At 75.3% G+C, this 17,045-nt stretch carries 15 protein-coding genes; 11 read left to right on the forward strand and 4 right to left on the reverse strand.

Annotated features, from left to right (window positions below; all coding sequences use genetic code 11):
• The first annotated feature begins 16 nt into the window (after window positions 1–16).
• Genes cobT through cobM form a run of 3 tightly spaced genes read left to right on the forward strand, consistent with a single transcriptional unit; the run spans window position 17 to window position 3,754 of the window.
• Window positions 17–1,735: a nicotinate-nucleotide--dimethylbenzimidazole phosphoribosyltransferase gene (gene cobT, locus JOF36_RS40940; protein ID WP_210028294.1), complete on the forward strand. Its 1,719-nt coding sequence runs from the start codon at window positions 17–19 to the stop codon at window positions 1,733–1,735.
• Window positions 1,728–3,014 (forward strand): precorrin-6y C5,15-methyltransferase (decarboxylating) subunit CbiE, encoded by a 1,287-nt coding sequence (cbiE, locus tag JOF36_RS18685; protein WP_210028296.1) that lies wholly within the window; start codon window positions 1,728–1,730, stop codon window positions 3,012–3,014. The genes cobT and cbiE overlap by 8 nt, the downstream gene beginning before the upstream one ends.
• Window positions 3,011–3,754: a precorrin-4 C(11)-methyltransferase gene (gene cobM, locus JOF36_RS18690; protein WP_210028298.1), complete on the forward strand. Its 744-nt coding sequence runs from the start codon at window positions 3,011–3,013 to the stop codon at window positions 3,752–3,754. Before cbiE ends, cobM begins: the two co-directional genes overlap by 4 nt.
• A gap of 7 nt (window positions 3,755–3,761) precedes the next feature.
• Here the strand turns inward: cobM and JOF36_RS39205 are convergent, their stop codons facing one another.
• Window positions 3,762–4,043, reverse strand: a complete 282-nt coding sequence (locus tag JOF36_RS39205) for a hypothetical protein (RefSeq protein WP_245350899.1) — start codon at window positions 4,041–4,043, stop codon at window positions 3,762–3,764.
• Between JOF36_RS39205 and JOF36_RS18700 the strand changes: the two genes are divergently transcribed.
• Window positions 4,021–4,491 (forward strand): helix-turn-helix domain-containing protein, encoded by a 471-nt coding sequence (locus tag JOF36_RS18700; RefSeq protein WP_210024894.1) that lies wholly within the window; start codon window positions 4,021–4,023, stop codon window positions 4,489–4,491. The two genes, JOF36_RS39205 and JOF36_RS18700, sit on opposite strands and share 23 nt — an antisense overlap.
• A gap of 14 nt (window positions 4,492–4,505) precedes the next feature.
• On the forward strand, window positions 4,506–5,162 hold the full coding sequence (locus JOF36_RS18705) for an IS630 family transposase (RefSeq protein WP_307862736.1): 657 nt from the start codon (window positions 4,506–4,508) through the stop codon (window positions 5,160–5,162).
• Window positions 5,163–5,172: 10 nt separating this feature from the next.
• Here JOF36_RS18705 and JOF36_RS40945 read toward each other — a convergent pair whose 3' ends face one another.
• Window positions 5,173–6,102, reverse strand: coding sequence for a class I SAM-dependent methyltransferase (locus JOF36_RS40945; RefSeq protein WP_307862457.1), 930 nt, complete (start codon window positions 6,100–6,102; stop codon window positions 5,173–5,175).
• A 153-nt stretch (window positions 6,103–6,255) separates the two neighbouring features.
• Here JOF36_RS40945 and JOF36_RS40260 point away from each other — a divergent pair, with 153 nt between their 5' ends.
• Together JOF36_RS40260 and JOF36_RS18720 are read left to right on the forward strand one after the other, a co-directional pair.
• A complete protein-coding gene (locus JOF36_RS40260) occupies window positions 6,256–9,453 on the forward strand; it encodes an ATP-binding protein (RefSeq protein ID WP_210028300.1) in 3,198 nt (1,065 codons plus the stop codon).
• Window positions 9,435–9,824 carry an SRPBCC family protein gene (locus tag JOF36_RS18720; protein ID WP_210028301.1) on the forward strand — a complete coding sequence of 130 codons (390 nt, stop codon included), beginning with the start codon at window positions 9,435–9,437 and terminating at the stop codon, window positions 9,822–9,824. Before JOF36_RS40260 ends, JOF36_RS18720 begins: the two co-directional genes overlap by 19 nt.
• Window positions 9,825–9,833: 9 nt before the next feature.
• Here the strand turns inward: JOF36_RS18720 and galK are convergent, their stop codons facing one another.
• Window positions 9,834–10,970: a galactokinase gene (galK, locus tag JOF36_RS18725; protein ID WP_210028302.1), complete on the reverse strand. Its 1,137-nt coding sequence runs from the start codon at window positions 10,968–10,970 to the stop codon at window positions 9,834–9,836.
• Here galK and JOF36_RS18730 point away from each other — a divergent pair.
• Window positions 10,969–11,802 carry a GNAT family N-acetyltransferase gene (locus JOF36_RS18730; RefSeq protein ID WP_210028303.1) on the forward strand — a complete coding sequence of 278 codons (834 nt, stop codon included), beginning with the start codon at window positions 10,969–10,971 and terminating at the stop codon, window positions 11,800–11,802. The two genes, galK and JOF36_RS18730, sit on opposite strands and share 2 nt — an antisense overlap.
• Here JOF36_RS18730 and JOF36_RS18735 read toward each other — a convergent pair.
• Window positions 11,795–12,997: an ROK family transcriptional regulator gene (locus JOF36_RS18735; protein ID WP_210028304.1), complete on the reverse strand. Its 1,203-nt coding sequence runs from the start codon at window positions 12,995–12,997 to the stop codon at window positions 11,795–11,797. The two genes, JOF36_RS18730 and JOF36_RS18735, sit on opposite strands and share 8 nt — an antisense overlap.
• Before the next feature lie 154 nt (window positions 12,998–13,151).
• Here JOF36_RS18735 and edd point away from each other — a divergent pair, with 154 nt between their 5' ends.
• The 3 genes from edd to nhaA all read left to right on the forward strand — a co-directional run bounded on the left by edd (window position 13,152) and on the right by nhaA (window position 17,043).
• The gene (edd, locus tag JOF36_RS18740) at window positions 13,152–14,999 is read left to right on the forward strand and encodes a phosphogluconate dehydratase (RefSeq protein ID WP_210028305.1); all 1,848 of its coding nucleotides are present in this window, start codon (window positions 13,152–13,154) and stop codon (window positions 14,997–14,999) included.
• Window positions 15,000–15,018: 19 nt separating this feature from the next.
• The gene (eda, locus tag JOF36_RS18745; protein WP_210028306.1) at window positions 15,019–15,636 is read left to right on the forward strand and encodes a bifunctional 4-hydroxy-2-oxoglutarate aldolase/2-dehydro-3-deoxy-phosphogluconate aldolase; all 618 of its coding nucleotides are present in this window, start codon (window positions 15,019–15,021) and stop codon (window positions 15,634–15,636) included.
• A gap of 72 nt (window positions 15,637–15,708) precedes the next feature.
• Complete coding sequence (gene nhaA / locus JOF36_RS18750) at window positions 15,709–17,043, forward strand: Na+/H+ antiporter NhaA (RefSeq protein ID WP_307862458.1); 1,335 nt, start codon at window positions 15,709–15,711, stop codon at window positions 17,041–17,043.
• Window positions 17,044–17,045: the final 2 nt, after the last annotated feature.

Genomic DNA, 17,045 nt, shown 5'->3' on the forward strand with positions numbered 1-17,045 from the left:
TCATCAGGAGGCCAGAGTGCAGGGGTTCTACGACGTACTGCACTCCCGCCGCGACGTCCGGATCGGTTTCCGGCCCGACCCGATCGACGACGACGTGCTCACCCGGGTGCTGGCGGCCGCGCACGCCGCGCCGAGCGTGGGGTTCTCCCAGCCGTGGGACTTCGTGCTCGTCCGCGACCCGGCGACCCGGCAGCGGGTGCACGCCCTGGTCGAGGAGCACCGCACCCGCTACGCCGCGTCGCTGCCCGCGGCCCGGGCCGACGCGCTGCGCTCCATCCGGATCGAGGCGATCCGCGAGACCCCGCTGAACGTCGTCGTCACCGCGGACCCGACCCGCGGCGGCCGGCACACCCTGGGCCGGCACGACCGCCCGGAGATGGGGCCGTACTCGGCGGCCCTGGCGGTGCAGAACCTGTGGCTGGCCGCCCGGGCCGAGGACCTCGGCGTCGGCTGGGTGAGCTTCTTCGGCGACGACGGCCTCGCCGCGCTGCACGAGCTGCTCGGCCTGCCCGCGCACCTGGAGGTCGTGGCCTACCTGTGCGTCGGGCACGTCGACGCCTTCCCGGACCGTCCCGAGCTGGAGGCGCACGGCTGGGCGCGGCGCCGACCGCTGGACTGGGCGGTGCACCAGGAGACCTGGGGTGCCCGCGGGCTGCCCGGCGCGGAACCCACCGCCCTGCTGGAGTCCACGGTGGACGCGATCGGCCCGGTGGACGCCCGCGCCCGGGCCGCCGCCCGCGACCGGCTGGACCGGATGACCAAGCCACGCGGCGCGCTGGGCCGGGTGGAGGACGTCGCGGTCACCCTCGCCGGCATCGCCGGGGCCGAGGTGCCGCCGGTGCCGGCGCCCGCGGCCGTCGCGGTGTTCGCCGCCGACCACGGCGTGCACGCCCAGGGGGTCACGCCGTGGCCGCAGGAGGTCACCGCGCAGATGGTGGCCAACTTCCTCGGCGGCGGCGCCGTGGTGAACGCGTTCGCCCGCCAGATCGGCGCCGAGGTACAGGTCGTCGACGTCGGTGTCGCCGCGGACCTCGAGCCGGTACCGGGGCTGCTGCCGCGCAAGGTCGCGCACGGCACCGCCGACATGACCGCCGGCCCGGCGATGACCCGGGAGCAGGCCCGCCGGGGGATCGAGCACGGGATCGAGGTGGCCCGCGACCTGGTCGCCGCCGGGAACCGCTGCCTGCTCACCGGCGACATGGGCATCGCCAACACCACCGCCGCGGCCGCCCTGATCTGCGCGTTCACCGGCACCGACCCGGCCACGGCGACCGGCCGCGGCACCGGCATCGACGACGAGACCCTGGCCCGCAAGACCGAGGTCGTGCGCCGCGCCCTCGACCTGCACCGGCCGGACCCGGCCGACCCGGTGGGCGTCCTCGCCGCGGTGGGCGGGCTGGAGCACGCCGGGCTGGTCGGGTTCGTGCTCGGCGCCGCTGCGCTGCGTACCCCCGTGCTGCTCGACGGCGTGATCGCCGGGTCCGCCGCGCTCGTCGCCGCCGCGCTCGCCCCGGACGTGACCGGCTACTGCCTGGCCGGGCACCGCTCCGCCGAACCCGGCGGGCACATCGTGCTCGAGCACCTCGGGTGCGCGCCGTTGCTGGAGCTGGACATGCGGCTCGGTGAGGGCACCGGCGCACTGCTGGCGCTGCCGGTGCTGCAGGGTGCTGCCCGGGCGATGGCCGACGTCGCGACGTTCGACAGCGCCGGGGTGACGGACAAGACCGATGGATGAGCGGTATACGGGTGGGCAGGGCCGGGGCGGGGCCGCTGTCTCAGCTGGGCGGAGCCGGGGTGGGGCTGTTGTCACAGTTGTAGGGATCGGGGCGGACGGCTGGGCCGGGCTCGCCGAACCCGCCCGCGCCGCACTGCGCGACGCCGAGGTCCTGCTCGGCGGGCCGCGCCAGCTCGACCTGCTGCCCGGTGACGCCGTGCCCGGGGAGCGGCGGGAATGGCCGTCGCCGCTGGTCCCGGCCCTGCCCGGGATCCTCGACGAGCTTTCCGGCCGCCGGGTCGCGGTGCTCGCCTCCGGCGACCCGATGTTCTTCGGGATCGGCGCGACCCTGGCCCGGGTCGCCGGCCCGGACCGGCTGCGGGTGCTGCCGCACCCGTCGTCGGTGGCGCTCGCCTGCGCCCGGCTGGGCTGGGGATCCGAGCACGTGCAGGTGCTCTCGGTCGTCGGGCGCCCGCTCGACACGCTGCGCCGCGCCCTGTCCCCGGGCGCCCGGATCGTCGTGCTGTCGGCCGGTGCCGGGTCGCCTGCCGGGATCGCGGAGCTGCTCACCGGTGCCGGCTGGGGCGGGTCGCCGATGACCGTCCTGGAACGGCTCGGGGCCCCCGACGAGCGGGTCGTCTCCGGGACCGCCGCCGAGTGGCGCGGCGGGTCGGACCCGCTCAACGTCGTCGCGGTCGAGTGCCGGCCCGATCCCGGGACCCGCCCGCTCGGCGAGACCCCCGGCCTGCCGGACACCGCCTACGACCACGACGGCCAGCTCACCAAACGTGAGGTCCGGGCCGTCACCCTGGCCCACCTCGCCCCGCGGCCGGGGGAGCTGCTGTGGGACGTCGGTGCGGGCTCCGGCTCGATCGGCATCGAGTGGATGCGGGCCCACCGCGGCTGCACCGCGATCGCCGTCGAGTCCCGGCCCGAGCGCGCCGAGCGGATCACCGCCAACGCGGCCGCGCTCGGGGTGCCGGGGCTGCGCGTCGTCATAGGACGGGCTCCTGGATCGCTCGCCGGGCTGCCGGAACCGGACGTGATCTTCGTGGGTGGCGGACTGACCCGCGACGGCGTGCTCGACGGCTGCCTGGCCGCCCTGAAGTCCGGCGGCCGGCTGGTCGCGAACGCCGTCACCGTGCAGTCCGAGGCGTTGCTCGCCGCCGCCCACGCGGAGCACGGGGGAGAGCTGGTCCGGGTGCAGGTGGCCCGGGCCGAACCGGTCGGCGGGTTCCACGGCTGGCGCGCGGCGATGCCGGTGACGATCTGGACGCACGAGAAGGGACTGCAGCAGTGACCGTGCACTTCATCGGGGCCGGGCCGGGTGCGGTGGACCTGCTGACCCTGCGGGCCCGCGATCTCATCGCCGCCTCGCCGGTCTGCCTCTACGCCGGCAGCCTCGTGCCGCCGGAGATGATCGAGATCTGTCCGCCCGGCGCGCGGACGATCGACACCGCGCTCATGACCCTCGACGAGATCCTCGACGAGATGCTCCGCGCGCACCGGCACGGCCTCGACGTCGCCCGGCTCGCGTCGGGGGACCCGTCGGTGTTCTCCGCGATGGCCGAGCAGATGCGCCGCCTCGAGGCCGAGGGCGTGCCCTACGACGTGTGCCCCGGCGTCCCCGCCTACGCCGCCGCGGCCGCCGCGCTGGGCCGCGAGCTGACCGTCCCGACCGTCGCGCAGACCGTCACCCTCACCCGCATCGCCGCGCGCGCCACCCCGATGCCGCCGGAGGAGAACCTGGCCGACCTGGGCCGGGCGGGCGGGACCGTGGTGCTGCACCTGGCCGTGCACCGGATCGGCGAGGTCGTCGAGGCCCTCGCCCCGGCATACGGCGGCGACTGCCCGGCCGCCGTCGTCGCGCACGCCTCGCGGGAGCACGAGATCGTGCTGCGCGGCACCCTGGACGGCATGCCCGAGGCCGTCCGGGAGGCCGGGATCGAGCGCACCGCCGTGATCATCGTCGGGGACGCGCTCGCGGCCCGGCACTTCCCGGACTCGCACCTGTACTCGAACGACCGCTGCCGGTCGTGAGCACCCCTCAGGGCCGGACCTCGTAGACCGCGTTGAACGGCGTCTCGGCGGCCCGCCGGAACCGGGTGAACCCGGCCTCGACGGTGACGTCGCGGATCGCCGCCTCGCCGGCCTGGGCGCCGAGCGCGTACCCGCCCGGCTGGGTCGTCGCGTTCGGTACGCAGAGCAGGGTCGAGAAGCCGTAGTAGCGTGTCGCCGCTAAAACTATCGCTATCTGGTGTATGAGCCTCTCATCATGTTGCTCGTGTTGAGAGGATGCCCAGACGATGGCTCGTCCGAAGGTGTTCACGATCGGCCTGTCGGCTGCTGATCGCGAGTTCCTGTCCAAGCTGACCGTGACCGGCACGCATCCGGCGCGGATGATCATCCGTGCTCGGGTACTGCTGGAGCTGGACGAGAACGTCGGCCCGGTGGACGCTCGGTCGATGGTCGCGGATCGGGTCGGGGTCTCCCAAAACACGGTCCGGTCGATCGCGAAACGGTTCGACGAGACCGACGGCGACGTGCTGGCCACGATCGGCCGCAAGCCGCGTGAGACACCGCCGGTAGCGCCGATCGTGACCGGCGAGGTCGAGGCCCGGTTGATCGCACTGGCCTGCTCGAGCCCACCGCAGGGCTATACACGCTGGTCGCTGCGCTTGCTCGAGCGTCAGGTCGCCCTGGTCGCCGACCTGCCCGATCTGGATCACTCCACCATCGGCCGAGTGTTAAAAAAACGAAACTGCGTCCTCATCTGAAGAAGTGCTGGACGATCCCACCGCACGCCAGCGCCGAGTTCGCCGCTCGGATGGAAGACGTCCTGGCTGTCTACGCCCGCCCCTATGACCCCCGCCGACCGGTGGTGTGCATGGACGAGAAGCCCTACCAGCTGCTAGGGCAGGTCCGCGAGCCGATCCCCGCCGAGCCCGGTCACGACCGCAAAGAGGACAGCGAGTACGTCCGCAACGGCACCTGCTCGATCTTCGTCTGGGCCGAACCCCTACGCGGCTGGCGCCGCGTCGACGCTCAACCACGCCGAACCAAGATCGACTGGGCCCGTCAGGTGCAGCACCTGCTCACCCACGACTACCCCGACGCCGACACCGTCGTGCTGGTCATGGACAACCTCAACACCCACGGAGTCGGCTCTCTCTACGAAGCGTTCGAACCCTCCACGGCCTTTGCCTTGGCACAACGACTGGAGATCCACCACACGCCCCGCCACGGCTCCTGGCTCAACATCGCCGAGATCGAACTTTCAGCTCTCACCCGCCAGTGCCTCGACCGGCGCATCACCGACATCGACACCCTCAACACCGAACTCGCCGCCTGGCAAGACGCCACCAACACCGACCACCGTCAGGTCAACTGGCAATTCACCACCACCGACGCCCGCATCAAGCTCCGCCACCTCTACCCCAACAATTAGATGCGACGGTCTAGTAGTAGATCCGGCCGACCGGGTTGAGGTTGTCCGCCGGGTCGTCCGCGGCCAGCGGCTCCACGATCATCCAGGTGCCGTCGGGCTTCAGCGCCGACCGCACGTGCCGGGCCGCGGCCGCCGGGTCGCCCATGTCGTGCAGGCAGTCGAAGAACGTCACCAGGTCGTAGCCGGTGCCGGAGAACGAGTCGGCCCCCGCCACCTCGAAGCGGGTGTTGTCGGCGACGCCGGCGTCGGCGGCCCGGCGCCGTGCCACGTCGACCGATCCGGCGTGGTAGTCCGACCCGTGCACCACGCTGCGCGGGAACTCCCGGGCCAGCAGCACCGACGACGATCCGTGCCCGCAGCCGACGTCGGCCACGCTCGCCCCCGCGGTCAGCCGCTCCACCACGCCGTCCAGCGCGGGCAGCCACGACGAGGTCAGGTTGGCCACGTAACCGGGCCGGAAGAAGCTCTCGCAACCGGCGAACACGTCGTCGTGGTGCTCGTGCCAGCCCATCCCGGAGCCGGACCGGAACGACTCGGTGATCCGCGGCTCGGCCCGCATCGAGCCCAGGGCCAGCACGAACGCGCCGGGCAGGTACAGCGGCCCGTCCGGTTCGGCCAGCGCGAGCGTCTGCTCGGCGTCCAGGGAGAACCGGCCGGCCTCGTGCGTGACGTAGCCGCCCGCGGCCTGCGAGCGCAGCCACTCGGTGACCGGCCGCGGCTCGGTGCCGGTCCGCTCCGCGAGCTCCTCGGGGGTGGCCGGGCCCTGCGCGAGCGCCCGGAACAGCCCGAGCCGGTGCCCGATGACGATCCCCGCGGCGCCGACGGTGGCGCCCAGGTCGCCGACGAACCGGCCGAGCAGGGCGTCGAGCCGCGCGTCGTCGATCACCGGTGTGTCGGTGGGTGTGGTGGTCTGGGTGGTCGGAGTGGTCTGGGTCGTCACCGTGGTCTCCCCGGGGCCGGTGGCGCCCGGGCGGGCGCCGTCCGCCACGGACCGTGGCCGGGCACCGTCGACCGGCCCGTCAACGCCGCGTCAACACCACCTCCACAGGACTGACGATGGCGACGGGCACCGGAACCGGCCTACCGTCCCGGCGTGCTGCGCGTGCAGCTGCTGGGCGAGCCCGCCGTCGAACGGGACGGGACACCGCTGACGCTCCCGCTCCCGCAGCGACGCCTGCTCGTCGCACTGGCCCTGGAACCCGGCCCGCTGGAGCGCGACCGGCTCGCCGCCCGGTTCTGGCCGGACGCCCCGGAGCATGTCGCCCGGGCCAACCTGCGGACCACCCTGTGGGCGTTGCGCCGGGCGGTCGGCGACGACGTCGTCGTCACCACCCGCACCGCCGTCGGCCTGCGCCCCGAGCGGGTGGACACCGATCTCGCCCGGATCCGCGGGCTCGCCGCAGGCGGGGACCCGCGGGCCGCCGCGGCCGCCTGCGGTGGCGCGCGGCTGCTCGAGGGCTGGACCCAGGAGTGGGTGGAGCCGGCCCGGGCCGAGCACCGGACGAACCTGATCGGGCTGCTCGACGCCGCGTCGGCCGCCGCCGAACGCGACGGCGACGCCCCGGACGCGGTGCGCTGGTCGCGCAGGCGGTGTGCGCTCGCCCCGCTCGACGAACCCGCCCACCGCGAGCTGGTCCGCCGCCTCGTCGCGGCCGGAGACCGGGCGGGCGCCGTCGTCGCCGGGCGGGAGCTCGCCGGCCGGCTGCGCGACGAGCTCGGCGTCGCCCCGGACGCGGCCACCCGGGCCGTGCTCGCGGCCCTGCGCGGGTCCGCCGCGGCGTCGCCGGTCGCGGGCGCCGGGCGGGGTGCGCTGTTCGGCCGGGCCCCGGAGCTGCGGGCGCTCACCGACGCGTGGACGGCGACCCGGGCCGGGCGCGGCCGGGTCGTGGTGCTCACCGGCGAGGCCGGTATCGGGAAGACCCGGCTGGTCACCGAGCTGGCCGCGCGTGCGGATGACAGCGGCGGCCGGACGGCGGTCGGCGCCGGTGTCGACGTCGGCGGCGAGACGCCGCTGGCGGTGTGGCACGAGCTGGCCCGCGAGCTGGTCCGTACGGTGCCCGCACCGCCGTCGCACGCGCACTGGCCCGCCGAGCTCGGCCGGCTCGCCCCCGACCTGGCCCGGTCGCTCGGCCGCCACGACGTGCCGGCCGCGGTCGCCGCCCCGGAGCTGGAACGCCTGCGGGTCTGGGACGCGGTGCTGCGGCTGGTGGAGTGGGCCGCCTCCGGACGCCCGGTGCTGCTGGTCGCCGAGGACGTGCACCGGGCCGACCGGGCGAGCCTGGCGTTGAGCACCCACATCGGGCGGCGGCTGGCGGAGCTGCCGGTGCTGTTCGTGCTCACCCGCCGCGACCGCCCGGCCCGGCCCGAGCCGGACGCGCTCGTCGCGGACCTGGCCGGGCGTGGGGTCCCGGTCGAGGAGCTGACCGTCGGCCCGCTCGCGGACACCGCGCTCGCCGAGGTCGCCCGCACCGCGGCGGTCCTCGACGACGACGGTGTCGCCCGCGCCGTCCGCGCCGCCGAGGGCAACCCGCTGCTGGCGGTGGAGAGCGCCCGCGCGCTGGCGTCCGGGCTCGGCACCGGGCTCGCGTCGGCGACCCTGCGGGCCGGTGTCCGGACCACCCTGCGGGCCGTCGACGACCCGGTGCGGGACCTGCTGGAGATCCTCGCCGTGGCCGGGCGGTCGCTCGCCCCGCCGGAGGTCGCTGCGCTCGAGCTGCCCGGGGCGACGCGGACCGAGCACCGGGCGCTGGACACCGGGCTGGTCGTGCGGGCGTCGTCCGGGCTGCGCTACCGGCACGCGCTGCTGGCCGAGGCCGCCCGTGCCGAGCTGGACGATCCGGGCGGCGGCCACCGCCGGCTCGCCGTCGCCGTCGAGCGGGCCGCGACCGACCCGGATGCCGTTGCCGCGGAGGTCGCCACCCACCTGCGGGCGGCGGGACGCGACGACCTCGCCGGCCCGCGCTGGGAACGGGCGGCCCGCGCCGCCCGCACCGTCGGCGCGCTGCCCGAGGCCACCTCGTTCTGGGAGCAGGCGGTGCGGGCCCGGCCGCGGCTCGGCCGGCTGCGCCTGGAGCTCGCCGAGGTGCACGGCTGGTCGGGCCGCTCGGCGGAGTTCGAGCGGGAGTGGTGGACGGCGATGGAGCTGCTCACGCCGGCCGAGCTGGCCGCGGCGTGGTGCCGGCGCGGGACGGTGCTGCGCACCGTGGTCTGCCGGCCTGCCGCGTCGCTGGAGGCCTACCGCCGGGCGTTCGGGCTGCTCGGCCCGGACACCGCGGGTGAGCTGCGCCGGGAGGTACTGCTCGGGCTGGCCTGGGCCGAGTCGACGGTGGCCGACCCGCAGCGGGCCGAGGCACTGCTGGCCGACGTCGCGCGGCTCGTGGTCGAGCCCGACGACAGCACAGTCGCGGCGATCGAGAGCGTGCGGGTGATGACGGTGATCCGGCTCGGCCGCTTCGGTGACGTCGCCGCGGCCGCCGACCGGGGCGGCGCGGCGGCCGGACGGGCCCGCCGCCCGGACCTCGCCTACCCGATCCGGGGCAACGCGGCGTGTGCGCTGAGCGCGGCAGGCGACGACCCGGGCGCGCTGGCCCAGAGCGCGGCGGCGGTGGCCGAGACCCGCGGGGTCGCGGTACTGGAGCAGCCCTGCCTGGCGGCGCTGGCGCTGCTGCTGGGCCGCTGCGGCCGGCACGACGAGGCGGCCCGCGTCGCCGCGGAGCAGCTGGCGATGGCCGAGCGGATGGACACCCCCGACCACGTCATGGCGTCCCGGCACGACGCCGGCCTGGTCGCGCTGGCAGCCGGCCGGAACACCGACGCCGCCCGGCTGCTCGCCGCGGCACTCGACGACCCGGCGGGCACCGGGGCGGACCTGCGGGCGCAGCGGGTCAGCCGGCCCGCCGCGCGCCTCGCCCGGGCCGAGGCGCTGGTCGCGGGCGGGCGTGCCGACGAGGCGGAGGCGGAGATCCGCCGGGCGACCGGGGAACCGGTCCGCCCCGAGGACCGGCCGTGGGCGCTGGTCGGGCGGATGGCGCGGGTGCAGGGCCTCGTCGCGGCCGCCCGTGGTGACCGCGACCTCGCGGTGCGGCGGCTGCGCGAGGCCCTCGCCGGATGGCGGCGCCAGCGGCCGCCGGACCCGGGCACCGAGTACATGACGAACTTCGTGGACCTCGGCCGCCCACCGGTCGCCGGGCTGGTCGAGCCGGAACGCGAGATCGCCCGGCTGGTCGCGGAGCTGCGGGCGGCCGGTGCCGACCCGGACGAGGAGGAGCGACGATGCCCGGATTCATCGTGAACGGTCGCAGCGCGGCCGCGGTCGAACAGGTGTGGAAGCTGCTGTTCGACCCGAGCCGGTTCCCGGAGTGGTGGGAGGGCGTCGAGACCGTCCGCACCGACGGGCCCGGGGCCTACACCCAGTGGCCCACCGGCTACCCGGACTTCCCGATGCCGCAGCTCGTGCGGACCGACCGCACGACCGGGCGGGTCACCGTCTCCTGCCAGGTCTCCGACATCGACATCGCCTGGCGGCTGGTCCCGGACGGCCCCGGGACCGCGATCGAGGTGCGGGTGGAGCTACCGGAGGTGGAGGCCCACCGCACGGAGCCGCTGCGCGCCGTGCTCACCCGGTCGATGGCGGCGTTGTCGGCGGTGGCGGAGCGCTCGTGAGCGCTGGGGTCAGCCGACCCGGCCGGCACCGTCGCTCGGCGTCCCGGGGAACACCAGCGGCGCGGTCCAGCCGCGCTCGGCGTAGGCCTGCTGCACCGTGGTCGTCACCGCGGTGACCGCGCCCGCGGGGACCAGCGCGATCACGCACCCGCCGAACCCGCCGCCGGTCATCCGCGCGCCGACCGCGCCGCCGTCGCGGGCCGCCTCGACCGCGACGTCCACGTGCGGGACGGTGATCTCGAAGTCGTCGCGCATCGAGGTGTGCGAGGCGTCGAGCAGCGGCCCGATCTCGCGCGGGTCCGCGTCGGCGGCGAGCAGCCGCACCACCTCGAGCACGCGCTCGTTCTCGGTGACGACGTGCCGGGCCCGGCGGCGGATCCGGTCGTCGGGCAGCCGCTCGACGTCGGCGAGCACCGCGTCGCGCAGGGCGGGCACCCCGAGTGCGGCCGCGGCCCGTTCGCAGTCCGCGCGGCGCGCGCCGTACTCGCCACCGGCGTGCGCGTGCGGCGCCCGGGTGTCGATCACCAGCAGTTCCAGGCCGTGTGCGGCCAGGTCGAACGGCACCAGCTCGACCGTGTCGTCGCGGGTGTCGAGGAAGACCAGCCGCCCGGCGCGGCCGTGCACCGACGCCATCTGGTCCATCCCGCCGGTGGGTGCGCCGACGAACTCGTTCTCCGCACGCCGCGCGATCCGGGCCAGCTCGGTCGCGCCGATCTCGACGCCGGCGAGCCCGGCCAGCGCCACGCCGACCGCGCACTCCACCGCCGCCGACGACGACAACCCGGCCCCCACCGGGACGTCGGAGTCCAGCTCCAGCTCGACCTCGCCGACCGGGTGACCGGCCTCGCGGAACGCCCAGCAGGTCCCGGCCACGTAGGCCGCCCACCCGTCGACGTCACCGGGGACGACCGAGGCCGCACTGAACTCGACCGCGCCCGAGGGTTCCTGCACCGACCGCACCCGGCTCACCGGACCGTCCGCGGGGGCCGCGGCGACGACCGCGCGGTGCGGCAGCGCGAACGGCAGCACGAAGCCGTCGTTGTAGTCGGTGTGCTCGCCGATCAGGTTGACCCGCCCCGGGGCGGACCAGACCCCGGCCGGGGCGCGGCCGTGACGGGCGGTGAAGGCATCGGTGACGACGGTCATGCGTACTCCTGGTCGGGTGGTGCTCCTGGTCGCGGTAGGTACTGAACCCGTACTGAACCCGGGCGCCGTCGCCGAGGCCGGCCGGGGCACGATCGACGGTGTGCAAGCCCTCGACCTCGCGCTGCTCAACCCGGTTCCGGCTGCGCTGGACGGCCGCCTGCGCGCCTTCGGCACGGTGCGCGGCGGCGCCGCCCGCTTCGACCCGGACGTCTCGCCGTTCGCCGGCCTGCCCCTCGACCCCGCCCCCGGTGACTGGGCCGATCTCGCCGCGCTGTGCGGGCCGGGCCGGGAGGTCGCGGTGGTCCGGGCGGGCGACGGTCCGCCCGCGCCGCCGCAGGGCTGGGTACTGGAACGACGGTTCGCGGGCGTCCAGATGGACGGCGCCGCGGTCCCCGGCGAACCGGACGACGACGCCGTCGAGCTCGGGCTCGACGACCGCGCCGCGATGGCGGAGCTGACCGAGCGCACCCGCCCCGGGCCGTGGCTGCCGCGTACCGCCGAGCTGGGGCGCTACCTCGGCATCCGGCACGACGGCCGGCTGGTCGCGATGGCCGGCGAGCGGCTGCGGGTACCGGGGGCCACGGAGATCAGCGCCGTGTGCACCGACCCGGAGTTCCGCGGCAGGGGCCTGGCCCGCCGCCTGGTGAACGCGGTCGCCGCCGGGATCACCGCCCGCGCCGAGCGCCCCGTGCTGCACGCCTCGGCGGACAACGAGGACGCGATCCGCCTCTACCGGGCGATGGGCTTCACGGTGTCGACGAGCATGCGCTTCGACCTGCTGCGCACCCCTGCCGAGCGTCACGTGGATGCGGGGGCCGCGGCACTCACGTGACATCCGGCGGGGACGCGGTCAGCGTGGCGTCGACGGTGGCCGGGGACAGGACGTCGTCCAGGACGAGGATCGCGCAGCCCATCACGCCGCTGCGGCCCGCCAGCAGGCCCGGCTCGATCCGCAGGCTCTGCGTCGCGGTCGCCATCGACCGCCGGTAGATCGCCTCGCGCACCCCCGCGACGAGCGGGTCGAACGCGCCCACCAGGTCGCCACCGATCGCGACCAGCGCGGGGTTGACCAGGTTCACCGCCGCGGCGAGGACCTCGCCGAGCCGGCGCCCGGCGATCCGGACGAGCCGCACGGCGTCCGGGTCACCCTGTTTCACCAGCGCGACGACGTCCGCGATCGTCGAGACCGCCCCGTCCGGGCGTCCGGCGGCGAGGTCGCGCACCAGCGCCCGGCCGGAGGCGAGCACCTCGAGACAGTCGACGTTGCCGCACCCGCAGCCGATGCCCGGCCCGTCGTGCACCGGGATGTGCCCGATCTCCCCGGCCGCACCCCAGGCGCCGCGCTGCAGGTGGCCGCCGGCCACCAGCCCGGCGCCGACCCCGGAACCGATCTTGACCATCAACAGGTCGTCGACGTCGGGGTGCACGGCCTGCTCGGCCAGCGCCATCACGTTCACGTCGTTGTCCACCCGCACCGGCGCCGGGAAGCGCTCGGTCAGCATCGGTGGCAGCGGGATGCGCTCCCAGCCCGGCAGCGACGGCACCCCGACCGACCAGCCGTTCGCGCCGTCCACGGTGCCCGGGATCGACAGGCCGATGCCGCGGATGCCCGCCTCGCCGACGCCCGCGTCGAGCAGCAGCTTCTCCAGCGTCGGCACGGCGTCGCCGAGCAGCCGGTGCGGGCCGACCGACGCCGGCAGGTCGATCACGGCCTCGGCCAGCACCGCGCCGGTGAGGTCGCAGACCGCGGCCTTGGACCGGCTGACGCCGACCGACACCGCGAGCACGGTCCCGCCGGCGGCGTTGAACTCCAGGCGCGCGGCGGGGCGCCCACCGGTGGCGGCCGCGCCGACGACCTCGGTGACCAGACCGTCGGCGAGCAGCCGGGCGACGCGCGCGGCGACGGCGGTCCGGGACAGGCCGGTGGCCCGGCCGATCTCGGTCCGGGTTCCGGCCGCGCCGTCCCGGACCAGCCGGAAGATCTCGCCCGCGGTGGCGGGCGCGCTGGTCGGGGTGCGTCCACGCATTCGACCAGTGAACCACAGGGCTTTGAACTGGCAAAACGCTGATCCCATCACACTAATGTCTTGAGAATGCGGAAGTAGTTCGATAGCGTGCGGATCGCGCAGAGCCTGCGCCGCACGGTCCGAGACCGCCCACCCCTCTGGAGATCGACGCACCGTGACCGCTGCTCCCGCAACAGCCACCCCGGAACTCCATCCCGTCCTCGCCGAGGTCACCGAGCGGGTCGTCGCCCGGTCGGCCACCACCCGCTCCGCCTACCTCGAGCGCATCCGCTCCGCCGCCGCGCAGCGCCCGGCCGGACCCGGCCGCGCGGACCTGGGTTGCGCCAACCTCGCCCACGGCACCGCGGCCTGTGGGCCGGACAAGCTCACGCTGACCGCGTCGCCGGCCCGCAACCTGGCGATCGTCACCGCCTACAACGACATGCTGTCGGCGCACCAGCCGTTCGAGACGTTCCCCGCCCTGATCAAGCGGGCCGCGCGGGACGCGGGCGGGGTCGCCCAGGTCGCGGGCGGCGTGCCCGCCATGTGCGACGGCATCACCCAGGGCCGCGCCGGCATGGAGCTGTCGCTGTTCTCCCGCGACGTCATCGCGATGTCGACCGCCGTCGCGCTCTCGCACGACATGTTCGACGCCGCCGTCCTGCTCGGCGTCTGCGACAAGATCGTCCCCGGCCTGGTCATCGGTGCGCTGTCCTTCGGGCACCTGCCGGTACTGCTCGCCCCGGCCGGCCCGATGACCTCCGGGCTGCCGAACAAGGAGAAGGCCCGCGTCCGGCAGGCGTTCGCCGCCGGTGAGGCCGGGCGCGACGAGCTCCTGGACGCCGAGTCGAGGAGCTACCACGGCCCGGGGACCTGCACCTTCTTCGGCACCGCGAACTCCAACCAGCTGCTGATGGAGGTCATGGGCCTGCACCTGCCCGGCTCGTCCTTCGTCAACCCCGGCACCGCGCTGCGCGACGCGCTGACCGCCGAGACCACCCGCCGGGCGCTCGCCGCCGCCGGTGACCCGTCGCGGGCGATGGGCGAGATCGTCGACGAGAAGGCCGTGCTCAACGGCGTGGTGGCGCTGCTCGCCACCGGCGGTTCCACCAACCACACGATGCACCTGGTCGCGATGGCCGCCGCCGCGGGCGTCGCGCTCACCTGGGACGACTTCGCCGACCTGTCCGCGGTCGTGCCGCTGCTCGCCCGGATCTACCCGAACGGCTCCGCGGACGTGAACCACTTCCGCGCCGCCGGGGGCCTGCAGGTACTGATCCGCGAGCTGCACACCGCCGGCCTGCTGCACGACGACGTGCGGACCGTCGACGGGCCGGGGCTGGCGCGGTACACCCGCGAACCGTTCCTGGACGGTGACTCGCTCGTCTGGCACGAGGGCCCGGCCGAGAGCCTCGACAAGTCGGTGCTGCGCGGGGTCGCCGACCCGTTCGCCCCGGACGGCGGCCTGCGGGTGCTGCACGGCAACCTCGGCGTCTCGGTGGTGAAGACCTCGGCCGTCGAGCCGGACCACCGGCTCGTCGAGGCCCCCGCCGCCGTCTTCGACGACCAGGCCGACCTGCTCGCCGCCTTCGAGGCGGGCGAGCTCGACGGCCGGGACCTCGTCGCCGTCGTCCGGCACCAGGGCCCGCGCGCCAACGGGATGCCCGAGCTGCACAAGCTGACCCCCGCGCTCGGTGTGTTGCAGGACCGCGGGCAGCGGGTCGCGCTGGTCACCGACGGCCGGATGTCCGGCGCCTCCGGGAAGGTCCCGGCCGCCCTGCACGTGACGCCCGAGGCCGCCCGCGGCGGCCCGCTGCAGAAGGTGCGCGACGGGGACCCGATCCGGCTCGACACCCTGAACGGCACACTGTCGCTGCTGGTCGACGCCGACGAGTTCGACGCCCGCGAACCGGCGCTACCCGCAGGGCCGTCCGGGCCGACCTTCGGCACCGGCCGCGAGCTGTTCGCCGCGTTCCGCGCCGCCGTCGGTCCGGCCGACCGGGGCGCGTCGGTCACCCTGTAACCCCCCGAGGAAGGCAACGATGAGCGAGAAGCTGCTCGAGCTCGCCCCTGTCGTCCCGGTCGTCGTGCTGCACGACGCCGCGACGGCCGTCCCGCTGGCCCGCGCCCTGGTCGACGGCGGCCTGCCCGTCATCGAGGTCACCCTGCGGACCCCGGCCGCCACCGAGGCCGTCCGCCGGATCGCCGCGGAGGTGCCCGGTGCCGTCGTCGGGACCGGCACCGTGCGCACCCCGGACGACGTGCGGGCCTCCGTCGACGCCGGTGCGCGCTTCCTGGTCAGCCCGGGCGTCACCCCGCGGCTGTTGGACGCCATGGAGGACTCCGGCCTCGACCTCCTGCCCGGGACGTCGTCGCTCTCGGAGATGCTGGCCGTCGCCGAGCGCGGCCACACCGCGATGAAGTTCTTCCCGGCCGAGGCCTCCGGCGGGCGCCCGTTCCTCTCCGCGGTCGCCGGCCCGCTGCCGGAGCTGCGGTTCTGCCCGACCGGCGGGATCACCGCCGACTCGGCGCCGGGCTACCTGGCGCTGCCGAACGTGTCCTGCGTCGGCGGCACCTGGCTCACCCCGGCCGGCCTGGTGGCGGCCGGGGAGTTCGACCGGATCAGGGAGCTGGCCGCCGCGGCCGCAGCCCTGCGGTAGGGTTCCGCGCGGTGTGCCGGGAAGTCTGGTCGGCGAGCGATGCCCCTTGTCCGCCGAACCCCCCGGAGTGCCGTGAACGCGTCGAACAACCAGCCCCGCCGTCTACTGGCCCGTGGCTCCTGGCCGGAGGCCAAACGGATCGCCGAGGTCCTGCGCGCCGAGACCGTGGGTGGTGCCCTGCTCGTGGGCGCCGCGGTACTGGCCCTGATCTTCGCGAACTCACCGTGGCGGCAGGCGTACTTCGACCTCGCCGGGACCACGGTCGGCCCGGCCGCACTGCACCTGGACCTGTCGCTGGCCACCTGGGCCGCCGACGGCCTGCTCGCGATCTTCTTCTTCGTCGTCGGGCTGGAGCTCAAGCGCGAGTTCCTGGCCGGTGACCTGCGGGATCCGAGCAAGGCGTTGCTCCCGGTCGCCGCCGCGGTCGGCGGGATGATCGCCCCCGCGCTGATCTACCTGGCGATCAACGCGTCGAGCCCGGACACGCTCGTGGGCTGGGCGATCCCCACCGCCACCGACATCGCGTTCGCGGTCGCCGTGCTGGCCGTGATCGGTACCAGCCTGCCCTCGGCACTGCGGATGTTCCTGCTGACGCTGGCCGTCGTCGACGACCTGCTGGCGATCACGATCATCGCGATGTTCTACACCGACGAGCTCTCGTTCGGGCCACTGCTGCTGGCGCTCGTCCCGCTCGGGCTGTTCACGCTGGCCGTGCAGCGCGGCATCCGCGCGTGGTGGCTGCTGCTGCCGCTCGCCGCCGTCGCCTGGGTGCTGGTCCACGAGTCCGGGGTGCACGCGACGGTCGCCGGCGTGCTGCTCGGCTTCGCGGTGCCGGTGCTGCAGAAGCGGGGCACCCCGCCCGATCCGCACCACCACTCGATGTCCGAACGGTTCGAGCACACCTGGCGGCCGATCTCGGCCGGGTTCGCCGTGCCGGTGTTCGCGTTCTTCGCCGCCGGGGTCTCGGTGGTCGACAGCGGCGGGATCGGTGCCGCCCTCGCCGACCCGGTGACGCTCGGCATCATCGCCGGCCTCGTGGTGGGCAAGACGATCGGCGTGCTCGGCTCGACCTGGCTGGTGCAGCGGTTCACCCGCGCCCGGTTGTCGGACGAGCTGAGCTGGTGGGACCTGCTCGGGGTCTCCCAGCTCGCCGGTATCGGGTTCACGGTGTCGCTGCTGGTCGGTGAGCTGGCCTTCGGTACCGGCAGCGACCACGACGATCATGTGAAGATCGGCGTGCTCGTCGGCTCGCTGACGGCCGCGCTGCTGGCGACGGTGCTGCTGCGGATCCGCAACCGGCACTACCGGCGGATCGCGGAGATCGAGACCCGCGACGAGGACCACGACGGCGTCCCGGACGTCTACGAGGCCGACGAGGCGGAGCGGGACCGGCGCGAGGACGGCTGACC

The sequence above is a fragment of the Pseudonocardia parietis genome (genome assembly GCF_017876315.1).
GTDB lineage: Bacteria > Actinomycetota > Actinomycetes > Mycobacteriales > Pseudonocardiaceae > Pseudonocardia > Pseudonocardia parietis.